Origin of the sequence: Kluyvera genomosp. 3 (genome assembly GCF_011765685.1) — a bacterium.
In the GTDB taxonomy this organism is placed as follows: domain Bacteria; phylum Pseudomonadota; class Gammaproteobacteria; order Enterobacterales; family Enterobacteriaceae; genus Kluyvera; species Kluyvera georgiana_A.
Window position 1 is genome coordinate 3,138,713 of sequence record NZ_CP050321.1, and the last position, 16,246, is coordinate 3,154,958.

General features: G+C 54.3%; 16 protein-coding genes and 1 tRNA gene. 3 read left to right on the forward strand and 14 right to left on the reverse strand.

The window, feature by feature from the left end; translation table 11 throughout:
* Both GY169_RS14870 and csgD read left to right on the forward strand, forming a co-directional pair.
* Window positions 1–324, forward strand: a 324-nt coding sequence (locus GY169_RS14870; RefSeq protein ID WP_191091007.1) for a hypothetical protein, incomplete at its 5' end; no start/stop codon positions are given.
* A 1,031-nt stretch (window positions 325–1,355) separates the two neighbouring features.
* Window positions 1,356–2,003, forward strand: coding sequence for a biofilm master transcriptional regulator CsgD (csgD, locus tag GY169_RS14875; protein WP_163449623.1), 648 nt, complete (start codon window positions 1,356–1,358; stop codon window positions 2,001–2,003).
* A 62-nt stretch (window positions 2,004–2,065) separates the two neighbouring features.
* On the opposite strand, the gene GY169_RS14880 is transcribed toward csgD, so the two are convergent.
* The 4 genes from GY169_RS14880 to ghrA form a co-directional block, all read right to left on the reverse strand.
* The gene (locus GY169_RS14880; RefSeq protein WP_163449622.1) at window positions 2,066–2,548 is read right to left on the reverse strand and encodes a DUF1097 domain-containing protein; all 483 of its coding nucleotides are present in this window, start codon (window positions 2,546–2,548) and stop codon (window positions 2,066–2,068) included.
* Between the two features lie 96 nt (window positions 2,549–2,644).
* Window positions 2,645–3,196 (reverse strand): molecular chaperone, encoded by a 552-nt coding sequence (locus tag GY169_RS14885; protein WP_167576210.1) that lies wholly within the window; start codon window positions 3,194–3,196, stop codon window positions 2,645–2,647.
* Between the two features lie 20 nt (window positions 3,197–3,216).
* Window positions 3,217–3,954, reverse strand: coding sequence for a phosphatase (locus tag GY169_RS14890; RefSeq protein ID WP_064549036.1), 738 nt, complete (start codon window positions 3,952–3,954; stop codon window positions 3,217–3,219).
* A 66-nt stretch (window positions 3,955–4,020) separates the two neighbouring features.
* Complete coding sequence (ghrA, locus tag GY169_RS14895) at window positions 4,021–4,959, reverse strand: glyoxylate/hydroxypyruvate reductase GhrA (protein WP_163449619.1); 939 nt, start codon at window positions 4,957–4,959, stop codon at window positions 4,021–4,023.
* A gap of 261 nt (window positions 4,960–5,220) precedes the next feature.
* On the opposite strand from ghrA, the gene GY169_RS14900 reads away from it, so the two are divergent.
* Window positions 5,221–5,308 (forward strand) — tRNA-Ser (locus GY169_RS14900).
* Window positions 5,309–5,392: 84 nt separating this feature from the next.
* Here the strand turns inward: GY169_RS14900 and GY169_RS14905 are convergent.
* The 10 genes from GY169_RS14905 to putP all read right to left on the reverse strand — a co-directional run bounded on the left by GY169_RS14905 (window position 5,393) and on the right by putP (window position 15,935).
* On the reverse strand, window positions 5,393–6,394 hold the full coding sequence (locus GY169_RS14905; RefSeq protein WP_163447955.1) for a methionine ABC transporter ATP-binding protein: 1,002 nt from the start codon (window positions 6,392–6,394) through the stop codon (window positions 5,393–5,395).
* 10 nt (window positions 6,395–6,404) lie between these two features.
* The gene (locus GY169_RS14910; protein WP_167576211.1) at window positions 6,405–7,178 is read right to left on the reverse strand and encodes a MetQ/NlpA family ABC transporter substrate-binding protein; all 774 of its coding nucleotides are present in this window, start codon (window positions 7,176–7,178) and stop codon (window positions 6,405–6,407) included.
* Window positions 7,179–7,199: 21 nt separating this feature from the next.
* Window positions 7,200–7,865 carry a methionine ABC transporter permease gene (locus GY169_RS14915; protein ID WP_167576212.1) on the reverse strand — a complete coding sequence of 222 codons (666 nt, stop codon included), beginning with the start codon at window positions 7,863–7,865 and terminating at the stop codon, window positions 7,200–7,202.
* Window positions 7,866–7,873: 8 nt separating this feature from the next.
* The gene (locus GY169_RS14920) at window positions 7,874–9,097 is read right to left on the reverse strand and encodes an SfnB family sulfur acquisition oxidoreductase (RefSeq protein ID WP_167576213.1); all 1,224 of its coding nucleotides are present in this window, start codon (window positions 9,095–9,097) and stop codon (window positions 7,874–7,876) included.
* A gap of 284 nt (window positions 9,098–9,381) precedes the next feature.
* Window positions 9,382–10,170 (reverse strand): phosphate starvation-inducible protein PhoH, encoded by a 789-nt coding sequence (gene phoH, locus GY169_RS14925; protein ID WP_064548999.1) that lies wholly within the window; start codon window positions 10,168–10,170, stop codon window positions 9,382–9,384.
* Between the two features lie 23 nt (window positions 10,171–10,193).
* A complete protein-coding gene (locus GY169_RS14930; RefSeq protein ID WP_163447951.1) occupies window positions 10,194–10,448 on the reverse strand; it encodes a hypothetical protein in 255 nt (84 codons plus the stop codon).
* 418 nt (window positions 10,449–10,866) lie between these two features.
* Window positions 10,867–12,141, reverse strand: a complete 1,275-nt coding sequence (gene efeB / locus GY169_RS14935; protein WP_167576214.1) for an iron uptake transporter deferrochelatase/peroxidase subunit — start codon at window positions 12,139–12,141, stop codon at window positions 10,867–10,869.
* Window positions 12,142–12,146: 5 nt separating this feature from the next.
* Window positions 12,147–13,274: an iron uptake system protein EfeO gene (gene efeO / locus GY169_RS14940; RefSeq protein ID WP_167576215.1), complete on the reverse strand. Its 1,128-nt coding sequence runs from the start codon at window positions 13,272–13,274 to the stop codon at window positions 12,147–12,149.
* A gap of 49 nt (window positions 13,275–13,323) precedes the next feature.
* Window positions 13,324–14,157: an iron uptake transporter permease EfeU gene (efeU, locus tag GY169_RS14945; protein ID WP_167576216.1), complete on the reverse strand. Its 834-nt coding sequence runs from the start codon at window positions 14,155–14,157 to the stop codon at window positions 13,324–13,326.
* A gap of 269 nt (window positions 14,158–14,426) precedes the next feature.
* Window positions 14,427–15,935, reverse strand: coding sequence for a sodium/proline symporter PutP (putP, locus tag GY169_RS14950; RefSeq protein ID WP_167576217.1), 1,509 nt, complete (start codon window positions 15,933–15,935; stop codon window positions 14,427–14,429).
* Window positions 15,936–16,246 lie beyond the last annotated feature (311 nt).

Genomic DNA, 16,246 nt, shown 5'->3' on the forward strand with positions numbered 1-16,246 from the left:
GCCGCCGTTACCGCCTCCCTGGCCACCGCCATTACCGCCTCCCTGGCCACCGCCATTACCGCCACCCTGGCCGCCGCCGTTACCACCGCCACCACCGTCGCCGCCACCCTGACCGCCACCGTTATCACCGCCGCCGCCATTACCGTTGGCATTGCCGTTGCCGTTATTGCCGCTTCCGTTGCCGCCGCCTCCATTGCCGTTACCATTCCCGTTGTTACCATTGCCATTGCCTTGGTTATTTGCGTTTTGGCCGCTATTGCCATTTCCACCGCTATTGTCATTACCACCTGCAGCTACGGCATATATAGTCGTTGCAGGGTATAAAACGGTGAGCGCCACAATGATGGCGAGTTGCTTCATTTTCATGATTAACCCTTTCACGCGTTATAAAGTGCTGTGTGCTATTGCCGTAAAAATCGATTATTTTGTAATAAAAACAAAATAGAACTGGTGATAATCACGACACCCGTTAATTAAATTACATAACGTTCTGGCGGTATGAGTGATAATTAAAAATAGATAATGCCATTTACTTCAATCAGTTATGGCGGATAACTGGAATATTGATATGCGGCGATATAAAATGAGTCGACAGAGATCCAGCGCAATCTATAAAGAAAATTGCGAATTGTTTTCATGGTCAAAAAATATCTTCCCTACCGGTTTCAGATAAAACCATAGTGGCTGATATTTACCATTTATCTGGATAATTCTATTTCATCATGATTTTTGAAGATTAACCGCCTTGCCGCGTCAGTGATACCGAGAGAAAGAGACGTAATGTTCACTGCACCGAAATACTGAGTGACTCGATGCTATACGGATGAGTATGCATATCAGCTTGGTATGACGATCTCAGTTCAAAGGTTGATTTATTTTTGAATAAGTCAACCTTTAGTATTACACCCGCTATCAACACTCGCTATGAATAAGGTTTACGCAAAACAGTACGTTATAAAAAAGCCGATTCGACTAAAGTTTGAAAAGAGATAAAGGCCACATAAATTCATCATACAAATGTGTCATTGAGTTCTTATCATCACCCTCACCACTTTATCTATCATAATGATATTTAATAAGTTAATGGTAAAAAATCACATATGTATGATCATTAAGATTTCATGTTAAAAACTTAATAAAAATACCATATTTACATTTTGAAATTTACTTTTACATTATGTTTCATGATTATTTCTTGCTTTAGGATTACCAGCGTCTAAATTTTAAATTAAGCAGTGTTGATTCTTATTTTATTATTTTAAGCATACCAACCACACAGCAATCACATTTCAGCAGCACTTAAATTGATGATTTATAATACTTGCCTGCTGTGAAAACGATATTGGGGACTCATCATGGCAAAAGAGCTCACCTTTACTAACCAGACGCTTTCCTTAATCACCAGACCGTCGCTGCAGTCATGCGCGTTGTCCCAGAACTTAAGGAAACTACTTAAGATGGATGTTAAAATCATCAACATTCATCTCGTTAGCATTGAGAACTTAAGCTCAGACATTATCCTTTTCGATATGATGGAAACGGATAAACGTCTTATAAAAGCCTGGCAGGAAGAGCTGTGCAAACTCAGCAATGGCGTAAAGCTACTCCTGTTCAACACACCCGAAGAGTACTCTTACCCGGATATCGAGGTGTGGCCGCACATTAGCGGTATTTTCTATGCGCATGATGAAGAACCTTTTCTGGTGAAAGGTTTGCAGAAGGTTATGGAGGGTGAGTGTTATTTTTCGCGCAAGCTCGCCAGCTACCTGATCATGCATGCCGGCAACTATCGCTATGACAACTTAGAAAGCACAATCCTTACCTATCGGGAAAAAGAGATCCTGAATAAGTTGAGGATCGGCGCGTCCAATATTGAGATAGCCCGCGCGCTATTTATCAGCGAAAGTACGGTAAAAACGCATCTGTATCATCTGTTTAAGAAAATTGACGTCAAGAATCGCACGCAGGCCGTTTCCTGGGCCAACGACAATTTTAAACATTAGCTACGGGCACAAAAAAACGGCGGGAGGATGAATCCCCCCGCCGTTTTGTCCTCTCAACGCCATTACAGCGCCGATTCTTTTGTCTGTTTACTCTCTGCTTTACGGCTCGCCAGCCACAGGCCGCTGTTTTTCATGGCATAGCCAAACAACAGACCGACCAATAGCGAAGGGACAACCGCTCGCCAGTCCCCCTGCCCTGCAAACGTCGCACAAGCGCCGATAAAGGTGCCGGGAACGAAAGACAGCAGCAGCTGTTTTGACTGTATGCACATCAAAAAGGCCACCACCCCGGTCATCACGTAGCTGACGATCTCCAGATGCGGCGCCAGCGCGCTGCCATAGATAATCACCAGCGCCCAGATAACACCGCTCATGGTGGTACAGGCTGAAATAACCAGCCCTTTCAACCCGCCCTGCGGACAGGCGAAATAGGCCGTACAGCCAAGAAAACCGGCCCAGCTTAATAAACCCAGCGATACGGCTACCCATCCCCAGATACCGGAGAGAATGCCTGTCGTGATTGCGATAGCTAAAATAACGTTCATAGCGAGCATCTTAGCAGATGCTCGGCTTTATGATGAGATCACGAGCACGTTATTCTCATCATGTACATTTCATTTGCACTAAAGATGTGACTTAAATCACTCTTCATCTTCTTCCTGCAGTTCATCCCACATCGCCGCTATCGCTTCGCGCGTCATCTGCGCCATAGTACGCCAGAAGGCGGTCGTCGCATGGGCTTCCACTTTACCGAGAAACGTTTCAAACCACGGCAGCAGATACTCAGCAAACAGCGTTTCGAGCGCGTCGCTATCCTCTTCAACGTTATCTTCCAGCCAGGAAGCCGCCAGCAACAGCGTCCCCATCTGATCCGCCGGACCCTCGCCCAGCGGCATACCGTTGCTGGTCAGGAAGGTGCGCACTTCTGCTTCGCTCGCCCCTTCCACCCATGCGCTGCGCACTGGCGGAACGCGACACTCTTCACCCACGAACAGCGCGTTGTAGTCGGCAGCAATCTGCTGAATATCGCAGCTCTTTTGCAGACGAGCCAGCAGTTCATCCTGCTCCAGCGGCCAGTGTGCCGCCAGCTTGCCTTCCCGGATCAGGGTAAACAGCGGCACCAGCAGAGGATCCTGCGGCTGACGATAATACAGGGAACCCAGCGCGCGGCAGAGGATTGAAAACTCGTTCATTCAGTTATTCCAGTTAGTCATTAAAAATCAGCAAATTCAGGAATCGACGGCATCCCGCGCGATTCAAGGAAATTCAGGAAACGTCGTGGGGTGACGTTAAGGATCCGATCCTGTGGGAAATCAACGGCATCAAGGATCTTCTGGCATTCGGTAAACTCGCCCAGCGTAAACGCGGTGTGCGAGTCTGAGCCCAGAGCCAGCCAGCCGCCCGCATCGCGAACCGCCGCGGCTATCGCCTGGCAGTTTTGTTCGCTGCCAACGCGCGAGCTGACAAACGAGGAGTTGTTGATCTCCAGCGCCACCTGATATTTCGCGGCGGCGGCGGCAATTGCCGGAATATCCACCGGGAACTTCGGATTACCAGGATGGGAGATCATGTGCACATTACCGCTCGCCATCGCGGCGATCATCGCCTGGGTATGCGTCTCTTTGTCCTGCGGAGCAAAGACCGGCTCGTGGAAACCGGCGATGATAAAGTCGAGCGAGGTTAACATCGGCCCGGTACAGTCGATTTCTCCCGCAATATTTTTGATATTGGCCTCGATACCGCGCAGGATACCGACGCCCTCTACAATTCGCGGCCAGATACGCATATTCACAAAGTGCCAGTAGTGCGGCGCATCAGCCATGTCCGGGCCATGGTCGGTAATGGCGAAGAGTTTAATCCCTTTACGTTTCGCCTCTGCAATATAGTCATGCAGCGTACTGTATGCGTGCGTGCTGGCAACGGTGTGCATATGTAAGTCAACAGGATACATCACTTTCTCCTCTCTCGTGATAAGCCAAGGATAGCAGGAAAGCCTTGCGTTTATTAGCCTGACGCATCAATAGCCACGTACCCGATCGACCTGCCCGCTCGGCGTTTCGCCACGTTCAAGCTGGGTAATGGTCTGAGCAATATAGGCAATCGCCTCCTGTGGACGCGTTACAGCAGCCACGTGCGGCGTCATGGTGACGCGTGGATGAAGCCATAGCGGGCTCTCTTTCGGTAGCGGTTCACGGCTGAACACGTCGAGCATGGCGGCTTTGAGTTTACCGCTATCGAGAGCCGCCAGCAGGTCATTCTCCACCACGTGGACGCCACGGGCGAGGTTCAGAACATAGCTGTTGTCTTGCAGCTGTTCCAGTAAGGAGGCATTGATAATACCCACGGTTTCCGCCGTGTTTGGCAGCAGATTAATCAGCACCCGCGTACCGCGTAAAAACTCGCCCAGTTCAGCATCTCCGGCGAAACTGGTCACCTGTGGCCAGCTTTTGCGGCTACGGCTCCAGACCCGCACCGGGAAGCCCCACGCCAGCAGGCTCTCCGCTACTTTCGACCCCAGAACGCCTGCCCCCATGATCCCAATGGTAAATTCGTCATGGGTATAGTCGGCCAACGGTTGCCACGTAGACTCCCGCTGCAATGCCTGATAATCATCAAAGCGGCGGAACCAGTGCAGCACCTGGCTTACCGCATATTCCTGCATCTGGATACCCATGCCAGTGTCTTCCAGGCGGAATAACGGAATCGACAGGGGCAGCATTTCCGGATTGGCCTTCAGTTTGCTGAGGATGGAATCCACTCCCGCCCCCAGCGCAAACACCGCCTTCAGCGCACGACCTTGTAGCATCTCGACCGGTGGATGCCAAACCAACGCGTAATCTGCCGGCGCATTGTCCCCGCGCTCCCAGCCGCGAATACGCGCGCCGGGTAGCTTTTTGCTTAGCTCAGCAATCCAGTAAGGGGTATCAAACGTCGGGTGATAAAAGATGATCTCCATAGTGACTCCTGCTCAGAGCGCCCGTATTCGCGTCAACCAGGCGCGGTTTTCGATTATTTTTGTGGTTTCACAGAATAACAAATTTCGGATACCCGTCCGGAAAAATGCAGGGGTGATCGCAAAAAAGACGATTTATGAATGTTTAAGAAGCAATTTGCTTGAAGTTTGTCTAAACGCACGATTTTTCGAAAAAGTTTATTGACGCTGACGGCCCTTTTCCCTACATTAGCGCTCGTCCCAGCGATGCTGGGAAGACAATATGGTGAGGTGTCCGAGTGGCTGAAGGAGCACGCCTGGAAAGTGTGTATACGGCAACGTATCGGGGGTTCGAATCCCCCCCTCACCGCCATATTCGAGAAAGAGCTCGTACGCAAGTACGGGCTTTTTTTTTCGCATGTTGCATGCCTACGGGAGGATGCCTCCTGTAACCAGGCTATCCCACCGCCACGCTATCCGCGACCTGTGCCGCCAGGCGCAGCGATTCCGCCGTAAGCGGAGTATCAACGCGGATGCGCAGCTGCCCGACGATCCGTCCCTGTATCGCTTCACAACTGCTGTACACCAGCTGTGAGCGACCGCCCAATACGCTCGCAATTTGCTGTAAATCCGGTTCCCGCCCATTCACGCCGTTAAAATGCAGCGTCACCAGCTGCTGCCCTGTGGTTAATAATTCGCGATTCTCCTCCCGCCCATGATGCAACGTTTGCAGCATCCCACGGGTCACCTCGTGCTGCGGGTCGCCAAAGACGCGCCATACCTCGCCTTGTTCGATTACACGCCCCTTTTCCAGCACCGCGACGCGATCGCAGAGCGTGCGAATCACATCCATTTCATGGGTGATGAGGATAATGGTCAGCCCCAGCCGCTGGTTAATCTCTTTGAGTAAACTCAGCACCGCCAGCGTGTTCTCCGGGTCAAGTGCTGAAGTTGCCTCGTCGCATAGCAGGATCTCCGGCTGAGTAACCAGCGCGCGGGCTATACCGGTGCGCTGCTTTTGCCCGCCCGACAACCGCGCGGGCCAGCTGTCACGCAGGGCCTCCAGCCCGACCAGGCGCAACATATCGTCCACCCTGCGGCGACGCTCGGCGGCAGGAACCCCGGCCATTCTCAGCGGCAGCTCGACGTTCTCCGCCACCGTCTTCGTCGACATCAGATTGAAATGCTGAAAGATCATCGCCACACGACGGCGCAGATCCCGCAGTTGTCCCCGCCCACCGCCGCTCATCGGCACCCCATGAATGGCAATCTCGCCGCAATCGGCGGTTTCCAGACGGTTAAACAAGCGCAACAGCGTCGATTTCCCCGCGCCGCTGCGTCCGATAATGCCGAACACCTCTCCGGCATGGATATCCAGATGAATATCGTCCAGCGCCTGCACGCCGTTGGCGTAGGCTTTACTGATGCCCTGCAGGCGAATATGCGGATGTTGCGTCATAGCCACTCTCCTAAAAACCGGGGGCAATTTTTCCCTGATACTTCGTCAGAATGAACTGGCGAACCGCATCGGAGTTCAGCGCTTTGGCCAGTTTCTGAATACCGGGATCGTTAATGTTATCCGGGCGCGCGACGAGGTATTCGATATACAGGCTTTTGCCCTTTTCGACGATCAGCGCTTTATCAGTATCAATACCGGCTTCCAGCGCGTAATTAGCGAAAATAAACGCCAGATCCACCTGACTCACCGCCCGGGCCAGCATAGCGCCTTCCAGCGGGCGAATCTTGAAGTGGTGCGGGTTGGCGGTGATATCCTTCTGGGTCGATTGCGGATCCTCCGGATGCTTTAACGTGATCAGCCCCGCCTCGCTCAGCAGCACCAGCGCTCGCCCGGTATTGACCGGGTCATTAGGGATGGCGATCGTCGCCCCCTCCGGCAGTTCACTCAGGCTTTTGTATTTGGTGGAATAAGCGCCAAACGGCTCGATATGCACGCCGACCACCGGGACCAGATTGGTGTGGCGGTTCTTGTTGTAATCATCGAGGAACGGGCGGTACTGGTAGTAGTTGGCATCCAGATTTTTTTCCGCCAGCTGCTGATTCGGCTGGATAAAGTCGTTAAAGACTTTCACCTGCAAATCAACGCCCTCTTTTGCCAGCGTCGGCTTCACAAACTCCAGAATTTCGGCGTGCGGCACCGGCGTCGCGCCGACCACCAGCGTTTCATTTGCGGCGGCAGAAAAGGAAAACAGCGCCAGCAGACCGGCAATCACAGTTTTTTTCATCGTTTCACCCTGTCGGTATCGTTATTTTCGGCTCATGCGGCGCACCAGACGGTCGCCGCTCATTTGTAATATCTGCACCAGCGCAATCAGCAGCACGACCGTGACCGCCATGACATCTGTCTGAAAACGCTGATAGCCAAAGCGAATGGCGAGGTCCCCCAGCCCGCCGCCGCCAATCACCCCCGCCATGGAGGTGTAATCCACCAGCACAATCGCCGTGACGGTTACTGCGGCAATCAAACCCGAGCGTGACTCCGGCAACAGCGTGTGCCAAATGAGCTGCCAGGTATTGCCGCCCATCGCCCAGTTGGCTTCCACCAGCCCGTGATCGACCTCGCGTAGCGAGGTCTCAACCAGCCGCGCAAAGAACGGTGCGCAGCCCGCCACCAGCGGCGGTATCGTGCCCTGAACGCCCAGCGACGTGCCGGTAATCAGCGTGGTGAACGGGATCATCACAATCAGCAAAATAATGAATGGCAGCGACCGCATTATGTTCACCAGCAACGACAGCACGCGGTGCAGCAAGGGCGCATACAGCAGGCGCGGCTGTCCGGTCAGATACAGCAGGATGCCTAACGGCAAACCTATCAGAATCGTGAAGCCGAGCGCCCAGCCCAGCATGGTTAACGTATCGATTCCGGCTTCGGCCACATCCCGCCAGTCAATCTCAGCAAGAAAAGCGAGCATGCTCTCTCCTAGTTCCAGTCGTGACGCGCCGGAGCCTTGCCGTTGAGCACCCAGTTGCCAAGCAGGTGGTATTTCCAGCGCACCGGGTCGTGCAGCGTATGTACGCGACCATTACGCCAGTGGCGGTCGAAGTTGTAGCGGGGATGGGTTGAGCGCGTTCCCCCTAGCTCAAACAGCCTTGAGGCGGCCTCCAGCGCGGCTTCGGTGGTAAAGATTTTGGCGCGCGCCACGGCGAGCGAAGCCAGCGCCACCGTCTCTTCGCTCAAATGATGTTTATAGCGATCCAGTACCTTCCCGGCCTGCTCCAGCAGCGCTTCCGCGGCGGCAATGCGGCTGTCGAGCACGCCAATCTGGTAAATCGTCAACGGATCGTCGCCCGCGCGTTCCACGCCGGCATCAATCCACGGACGCGCAAATTGATTCACAAAACTGACGGTGTCGTTCAGCGCCGCACGGGCGATTCCGGCGTCAATCGCCGCCGTCGTCAGCTGCGCAAACGGCCCGGCCAGGGTTGGCGTGTCGTACGACTTCCAGCTCGCAATCAGATTGAACGGCTCAACCGGCAGATTGTCGACCAGCACCGTGCCGCTCGAGGTTGTGCGTTGCCCCAGACATGCCCAGTCGTTAACCACCGTCAACCCCGGCGTGCGCCGCGGCACAAACGCCAGCTGCGCTCGCCCCTCTTCGTCCAGTGCCAGCACGCCCAGCCAGTGCGCATACAAAGAACCCGTGCAGTAACCTTTACGTCCGTTGATACGCAGCCCATCTGCCGTACGGGTCAAGCGGGTCTGAATGTCCTGCACCGTCTTGCCGCCGGTTTCCGACAGCGCGTTGGCAAAGCGGTGGCCGCTGAGCGCCAGTTCAAAGAAATAGCGCCGCTGTTCGTCGCTGCCCTGTAGCCGAATATCTTCCAGCAGGCAGTAATGGTTTTGCGGGATTTGCCCCAGTGCCGGATCCGCCGCGGAGATAATAGCGATGACCGTCGCCAGCGTGGCCGCCGACACCTCCGCACCGCCATATTCACGCGGTATGGTGATGCCCCACAGCCCACTGTTGGAAAAAGTGTTTACCACCTCTGGCGGCACGACGCCGCTGAGATCGCGATCTGCGGCGCCAGGCTGCAAATACGCGGCAATTTCATGGGCAATACTGATGGCTTCCTCATCGCTGGTAATGCGATAAGCATGAGGAGGGAGTTGAATATAGTCTGGGGTATCCTGGGTTACTGGCATAGCATCTTCTCTTCGATATTATTTGCGCGTGCCAACACAATTATCCGCTTGATATTTTTACATATCCCTTTATGGAATGAATTGTTGTGTCTTTACGCTGTTAAGTTATATCTGTTGATAGCAAGCTTTGTGCCAGCCACGATGGTCATATATTTCAATGAATTAGAGAGTATGGGGTGCGATGCGCGGTGTGAAATGCAACTGGCTGGCGCCACGGCTGTCGCATTTGCAACAGCCACAAACAACAAAGCCCGGTTTCCCGGGCTTTGCAGACGTGACAACGGTTAGTAGTAGGCTTTCAGCGTACGCTGGCATAGCGCCGAACGTACGCAATCCTCTTTGGTGAATCGAACGATCCCAATCATCTCATCTTCTTCAAAACGCTCCAGCGCATCGCTAAGACCAGACTGCACGCCGCGCGGCAGGTCACACTGGGTGATATCCCCGTTGACGATAACCGTAACGTTCTCCCCGAGGCGGGTTAAAAACATCTTCATTTGTGCCGCCGTGACGTTCTGGGCCTCGTCCAGAATCACCACCGCATTTTCAAATGTTCGTCCGCGCATATAGGCGAACGGCGCGATCTCTACCTTACCAATTTCCGGGCGCAGGCAATACTGCATAAAGGAGGCACCCAGTCGTTTCACCAGCACGTCGTAGACGGGGCGGAAATACGGGGCGAATTTCTCCGAGATGTCGCCGGGCAGGAACCCCAGGTCTTCATCGGCCTGAAGAACGGGGCGCGTCACGATAATCTTCTCGACGTCCTTGTGGATGAGCGCCTCCGCGGCTTTCGCCGCGCTGATCCAGGTCTTGCCGCAGCCCGCTTCGCCGGTGGCGAAGATCAGCTGCTTACTCTCGATAGCATTCAGGTAGTGGGCCTGAGCGTCATTGCGGGCCGCAATCGGCGAGTGGTCACGGGTATCCCGCGCCATGCCTATCGCTTCCACACCACTCATCTGCACAAGCGAGGTGACCGATTCTTCTTCACGTTGTTTATGACTGCGTGAATCCCGTCTCAGCACACGTTTTGCTTCGCGACGAGCTTTGATCACTGCTTTTTGTCTTCCCATGGATAGCACCTTGAGTTGTTAGTTTACATCACACGCGCTAACAGCAGCGCGATTATGCGCACGAACGTCTGAGGTTTGGCTTCCTTGTAAGCCATAGCAACTGCCTGTCGAAATGACGCCAACGCACGGCTACGCGCACCGCGCATCAGGTCGGGAACTGCGAGTTGAATTTGATACAGGAGAAAATTTGAGGTGACGAAATCGCTGCCGGAGATGGGGCCTCCGCGCTGGATGGTACGGGCTGTTGGTCTGTTGAGTCCAGTCAAGGACGCTACCATTCGCGATCTCCATAGTGAAACGGAAACTACCGCTTTATTTATTATTACATCTAAACCAACCAAAGATGCAACATAATATTTACATAAACTCAACGATAGATGACAGAGATAGCATCTGACACTTATATGACAGTTTTATATCAATCAGGGAGAAAATGGAAAAAAAGGACTGATTTTTGGCGATATTTTTGTACTGCAGAGAAAGAAAAGGGCAAACGCACAGACCGCACTGTCCCCTCTCCCCTGTGGGGAGAGGGCTAGGGTGAGGGGGCTGCCAGGAAATAAAAGAAATAAAACTAGTCTAATTACAGTGTATTAACCCTCACCCCAACCCTCTCCCTTAAAAAGGGAGAGGGGGCACATTGTGCTAATACTGTATCTGGGGGATACCTCAGACATCAAAGCCTACAAAGCAATATCACGCACCGAGCAACGTACTCCCCAGATAGCTCTGCTCCGACGCCACGCCCGGCAGCACAAAGAAATACCCGCCGCCAATCGGCTTCACGTACTCCTCCAGCGCTTCACCGTTCAAACGCTTCTGCACCGTCAGGAAGCCTTTCTCCAGATCGTGCTGATAGCAGACAAACAGCAGCCCCATATCCAGCTGACCCGAGTTCGTGACCCCCAGTGAATAGCTGTAGCCACGGCGCATCATCAGGCTCGACTGCGTCTCTTTCGTACGCGGGTTAGCGAGACGAATATGGCTGTCCAGCGCAATCACCTCACCGTTCGGATCGCGGCTGTAGTCCGGCACATCGTGTTCGTTGCGCATCCCCAGCGGCGCGCCGCTGTGCTTGTCGCGGCCAAAGATCGTCTGCTGCTCTTTGAGCGGCGTGCGATCCCAGAACTCAACGTGGAACTGGATGATACGCACCGCCTGATACGAGCCGCCCTTTGCCCACGCGGGCTCATCCTGATCGTCGGTCACCCACACCACCTCATCCATCAGCGGCTTATCGTGGCTGTCCGGGTTAGCGGTACCGTCCTTAAAGCCCAGCAGGTTCACCGGCGTCTCTTTACCCTTGCTGCGCGCGGCGTGGTCAGAGATAAACCCTTCCCGCTTCCAGCGCACGCTCAGCAGATCCGGCGTGTGCTTGATAATATCGCGCAACGCATGGATCACCGTGTCCTGCGTGTTGGCACAAATCTGCAGCAACAGATCGCCATGGCACAGCGCCGCATCCAGCGAATCGTTGGGGAAGCGGACCATTTTTTGCAGCTTCTTCGGCGCTTTATCGGCCAGGCCAAAACGGCTATCAAACAGTGAATGTCCGACCGACACCGTCATGGTCAGGTTATCCGGGGCGATAAATGCCCCAAGAATGCCAGAATCCATCGGCGGCAGTCGCGGGTTCGGCGTATCCGGCGCGGGGCCGCCCTTCGTGAGAAAGGCAATACGGTCGGTCAGCAGACGGAACAGGCGCTCAAGATCGGCCTTATCCGCCGCCAGCACATCAAACGCCACCAGCATCATCGACGCCTGCTGTGGCGTTAGCACGCCCGCCTGATGCTCGCCGTAAAACGGCTGCGTCTCCATGCGGCTATTAGCCACTGGCGCGTCGCTGGCCTTCGCCGCATGCGCCATCGGGCAGCCGCCGGAAATCGCCAGCGCGCCACCCAGCGCGCCGATCCCTTTTAATAAACGACGACGTGAAGGTTCATTCAGTTCGTCTGCGGAGTGCTTTGCCATCGTACTTAGTCCAGTCCCAGAATCCCACGCAACTGCGCCAGATCTTCCGCCAGCGTGGTGATCGGCCCTTTCAGCGCATTACGGTCCGCATCGGTCAGCTTATCGTAGGTTTCAAAACCATCTTTTTTGCGATATTTGCCGAGGATACCGTCCACTTTCTTGAAGTTAGCGTCAACTTTTGCCAGCAGCGCACTGTTTTCTTTTTGCAGCTGCGGACGCAGCAGGTCGACAATCTTCTGCGCGCCATCGATATTGGCCTGGAAGTCCCACAGATCGGTGTGGCTGTAGCGATCTTCTTCACCGCTGATTTTGCTCGCCGCCACTTCCTCGATCAGACCAGCCGCGCCGCCCACCACTTTTGACGGCGGGAAGGCCAGCTCGTCGATGCGTTTTTGCAGCTCCAGCACATCGCTGTTCAGTTGGTCGGCGTAGTGCTCCATCCCTTTGGTGCTGTTATCGCCAAACAGCGCTTTTTCCAGGCGGTGGAAACCGGTGAATTTCGGATCCGCCGCTTTCTGCTCGTAATCGTCTTCACGGGCATCAATGCTGCCGTCAAGGTCGGAGAACAGTTCAGCGATCGGCTCAATACGCTCGTAGTGCTGACGCGTCGGCGCATACAGGGATTTCGCTTTTTCGATATCGCCCGCTTTCACCGCATCGGTAAAGGCTTTGGTGCCCTGCACCAGCGCGGCGGTTTCCGCCGTCACATAGGTTTTATAGGCGGTGATGGCGTCGTTGAGGCTCAACAGCGCGTTGGCCTTCGCCGCGTCTTTGGTGGCTTCGCCTTTAACGATCAGCTTGCCTTTCGGGTTCGTCAGCAGGCCGCAGGTCATGTCATATTCGCCCGGCTGCAGGTTGGCGGTCATCTTCTGGGTGAAGCCCGGCGCGATATTTTCGCGCTCTTCCACCACCATCACCCCTTTGAGAATCTCCCACTCCAGCGCCTTCTGGCTGTGGTTCTGAATGATAAACTGAGTTTTACCGGCGTTCACGGTGATGGACATCGGTTCGCACTGCTTGTCATTGACGGTGACTTTAACCTGCGGAATATCCGCAGCCTGCGCCATAAAAGCGGATGAGAAAAGCGCGGCAATACCCAACTGCAACGCGCTGAGGCGGAAGTTCTTGGTCATGGTCCATCCCTTTCAAAAGTATGTTGTCACTAAGCAACCGTTATCAGCCTTATGGGGCGATACGTGATGTTGAAGTCGTTACGCGCGGCGGCCAGAAGAACAGCGCCAGCGCCGGAATCAGATACAGGAAATAGACCGCCACTTCGCTAACGCTCGGCGCTTCCTGATAACCAAAGATGCCTTCCAGCAGGGTGCCAAAAAGCGAATGCGTGGTCAGGGTGCCGCTAAGATCGAAGGCAACGTCCTGGAAGGCGTTCCACAGGCCAGCCTCGTGGAAAGCGCGAATGGCTCCCGCGGCCAGCCCGGCGGCCACCAGCAGAATAAAGAGGCTGGTCCAGCGGAAGAAGACGCCAAGGTTAAGGCGAATGCCGCCCCAGTAGAGCAGAAAGCCCAGCACTATCGCTGTCGCCAGCCCCAGCATCGCGCCTAAGGGCGGCCAAATGCCGAGATCCTGCTGGAAAGCCGCCAGCAGGAAGAAGACCGATTCCAGCCCTTCGCGCGCCACGGCGAAAAAGACCATCATAATCAGCGCCCAACCGTGGTTGTTGCCCTTCTGCAACGCGTTATCCACCGCTTTTTCGAGCTGCTGTTTGACGTTGCGCGACACTTTGCGCATCCAGAACACCATCCACGTCAGAATCACGACCGCCACCACGGCCACCAGCCCTTCAAACAGCTCCTGCTCTTTTTGCGGGAACTCGCCGGTGGTTTCGTTAATAAAGATGCCTAAACCTAAGCACAACGCGGCGGCCAGAATCACGCCAATCCACATTACCCCAATCCAGCGACCGCGCTGGGTACGTTTCAGATAGCTGGCAATCAGGCTGACAATCAGCGCCGCTTCCAGCCCTTCGCGCAACATGATGAGAAAAGGAACAAACATGCAAACACCCTTAAATGTGAAACGCCGTCAACTTTTGCAAAGACAGGTAAATGTGAGTGATAGTGATTATCATTAAGCAAAAAGGAAACACAAGCGAAATATGATGGAAATGATGACGAGATGTAAAAGAATAGCGGGGATATAGTTGCGTTAATTATCACTAGCCCGCTATAGCAATACGCGTAAAAAAACCCGCGGAGCCGCGGGTTTATGTAGGCCTGATAAGCGTAGCGCGATCAGGCCATTCGGTGCAGATTATCCCTGCAACCTTACTCTTCCTGTAAACGCGACGGCGGCGCAGAGTGATAATGCGCGTCCGCTTTGGCGAAGCGCTCCTGCATACTGGCCGACGGCGCTTTACCCAGCAGGCTGAACAGCACGATGCCAACGCTGCCGAAGATAAAGCCCGGGATAATTTCGTACAGACCCAGCCAACCGAACTGTTTCCAGACGATCACGGTGACGGCGCCAATGATCATCCCCGCCAACGCGCCGTTGCGCGTCATGCGTGACCACATGACCGAGAACAGCACCACTGGCCCGAATGCCGCGCCAAAACCAGCCCATGCGTAGCTCACCAGGCCCAGTACGCGGTTTTCCGGGTTAGCCGCCAGCGCAATCGCTATCAGCGCGACAACCAGCACCATCAGACGCCCTACCCACACCAGCTCTTTCTGGCTGGCGTTTTTACGCAGGAATGCCTTGTACAGATCTTCGGTAATGGCGCTTGAACAGACCAGCAGCTGGCAGCTCAGCGTTGACATCACCGCCGCCAGAATGGCTGACAGCAGGATACCGGCAATCCACGGGTTAAACAGAATCTGCGCCAGCTCAATGAACACGCGCTCGGCGTTCTGACTGACCGGGCCCGCAACAGACGGGTTGTTCTGGAAGTAAGCAATGCCGAAGAAACCGACCGCCACCGCGCCAGCGAGGCACAGGATCATCCAGGTCATACTGATACGACGGGCATGCACGATACTATGGTGGGAATCCGCAGCCATAAAGCGCGCCAGAATATGCGGCTGACCAAAGTAACCCAGCCCCCAGCCCATCAGCGAAACAATCGCCACGAAATTCAGCCCTTTGAGCATATCCACGTTCTCAATGCTCTTTTGCTTAATCACTTCCAGCGAATCACCCAGCCCGCCAACGGCAAAGATCACGATAACCGGCGTCAGGATCAGGGCAAAAATCATCAGGCTCGCCTGTACGGTATCGGTCCAGCTCACCGCGAGGAAACCGCCGATAAAGGTGTAGAGAATCGTCGCCGCCGCGCCGGCCCACAGTGCGGTTTCATAGCTCATCCCGAAGGTGCTCTCAAACAGGCGAGCGCCGGCCACAATCCCGGAGGCACAGTAAATGGTGAAGAACAGCAGAATCACCAGCGCGGAGATAATCCGCAGCACGCGGCTGTTATCTTCGAAGCGACCGGTGAAATAGTCCGGCAGGGTTAAGGCGTTGTTGTTGGCTTCGGTGTGCACGCGCAGACGCCCGGCCACCAGTTTCCAGTTGATCCACGCGCCTAACGTCAGGCCGATGGCGATCCAGCTCTCTGAAATCCCGGCGATAAAAATCGCCCCCGGCAGGCCCATCAGCAGCCAGCCGCTCATATCAGAGGCCCCCGCCGAAAGCGCGGTCACGAAGGGACCGAGACTGCGGCCGCCGAGAATATAGTCGTCAAAGTTTTTGGTGTTGCGCCATGCAAAAAAGCCAATGAGGATCATGCCAAAAATATAGACAAGAAAGGTCACCAGCATCGGTGTGCTTATAGTCATTCAACTCTCCAGAATTATGCGTCGGCAACATTCCCATTTGCCGTTTTTATCATTGCCGGAACGGGGCAATAATTTGAAGCGACCGTATCCTGACGGAAGCCGAATTTTTTCACAAACGATTTAACACCGCATTTACATTGAATGCACCAGGGCAGCGATAGCATTTTTCTATAGGTTGCACTCCCTCACGCTTTTTCGGGTTGCACCGGAAATATCTGTTAAGTAGCGCATAAAATCACGTCTTACCGCGTATTGTTCACCGCCTCTATCATAAGTTTTGCCATTAACAATTAATTCATTTTTAAGCCTGC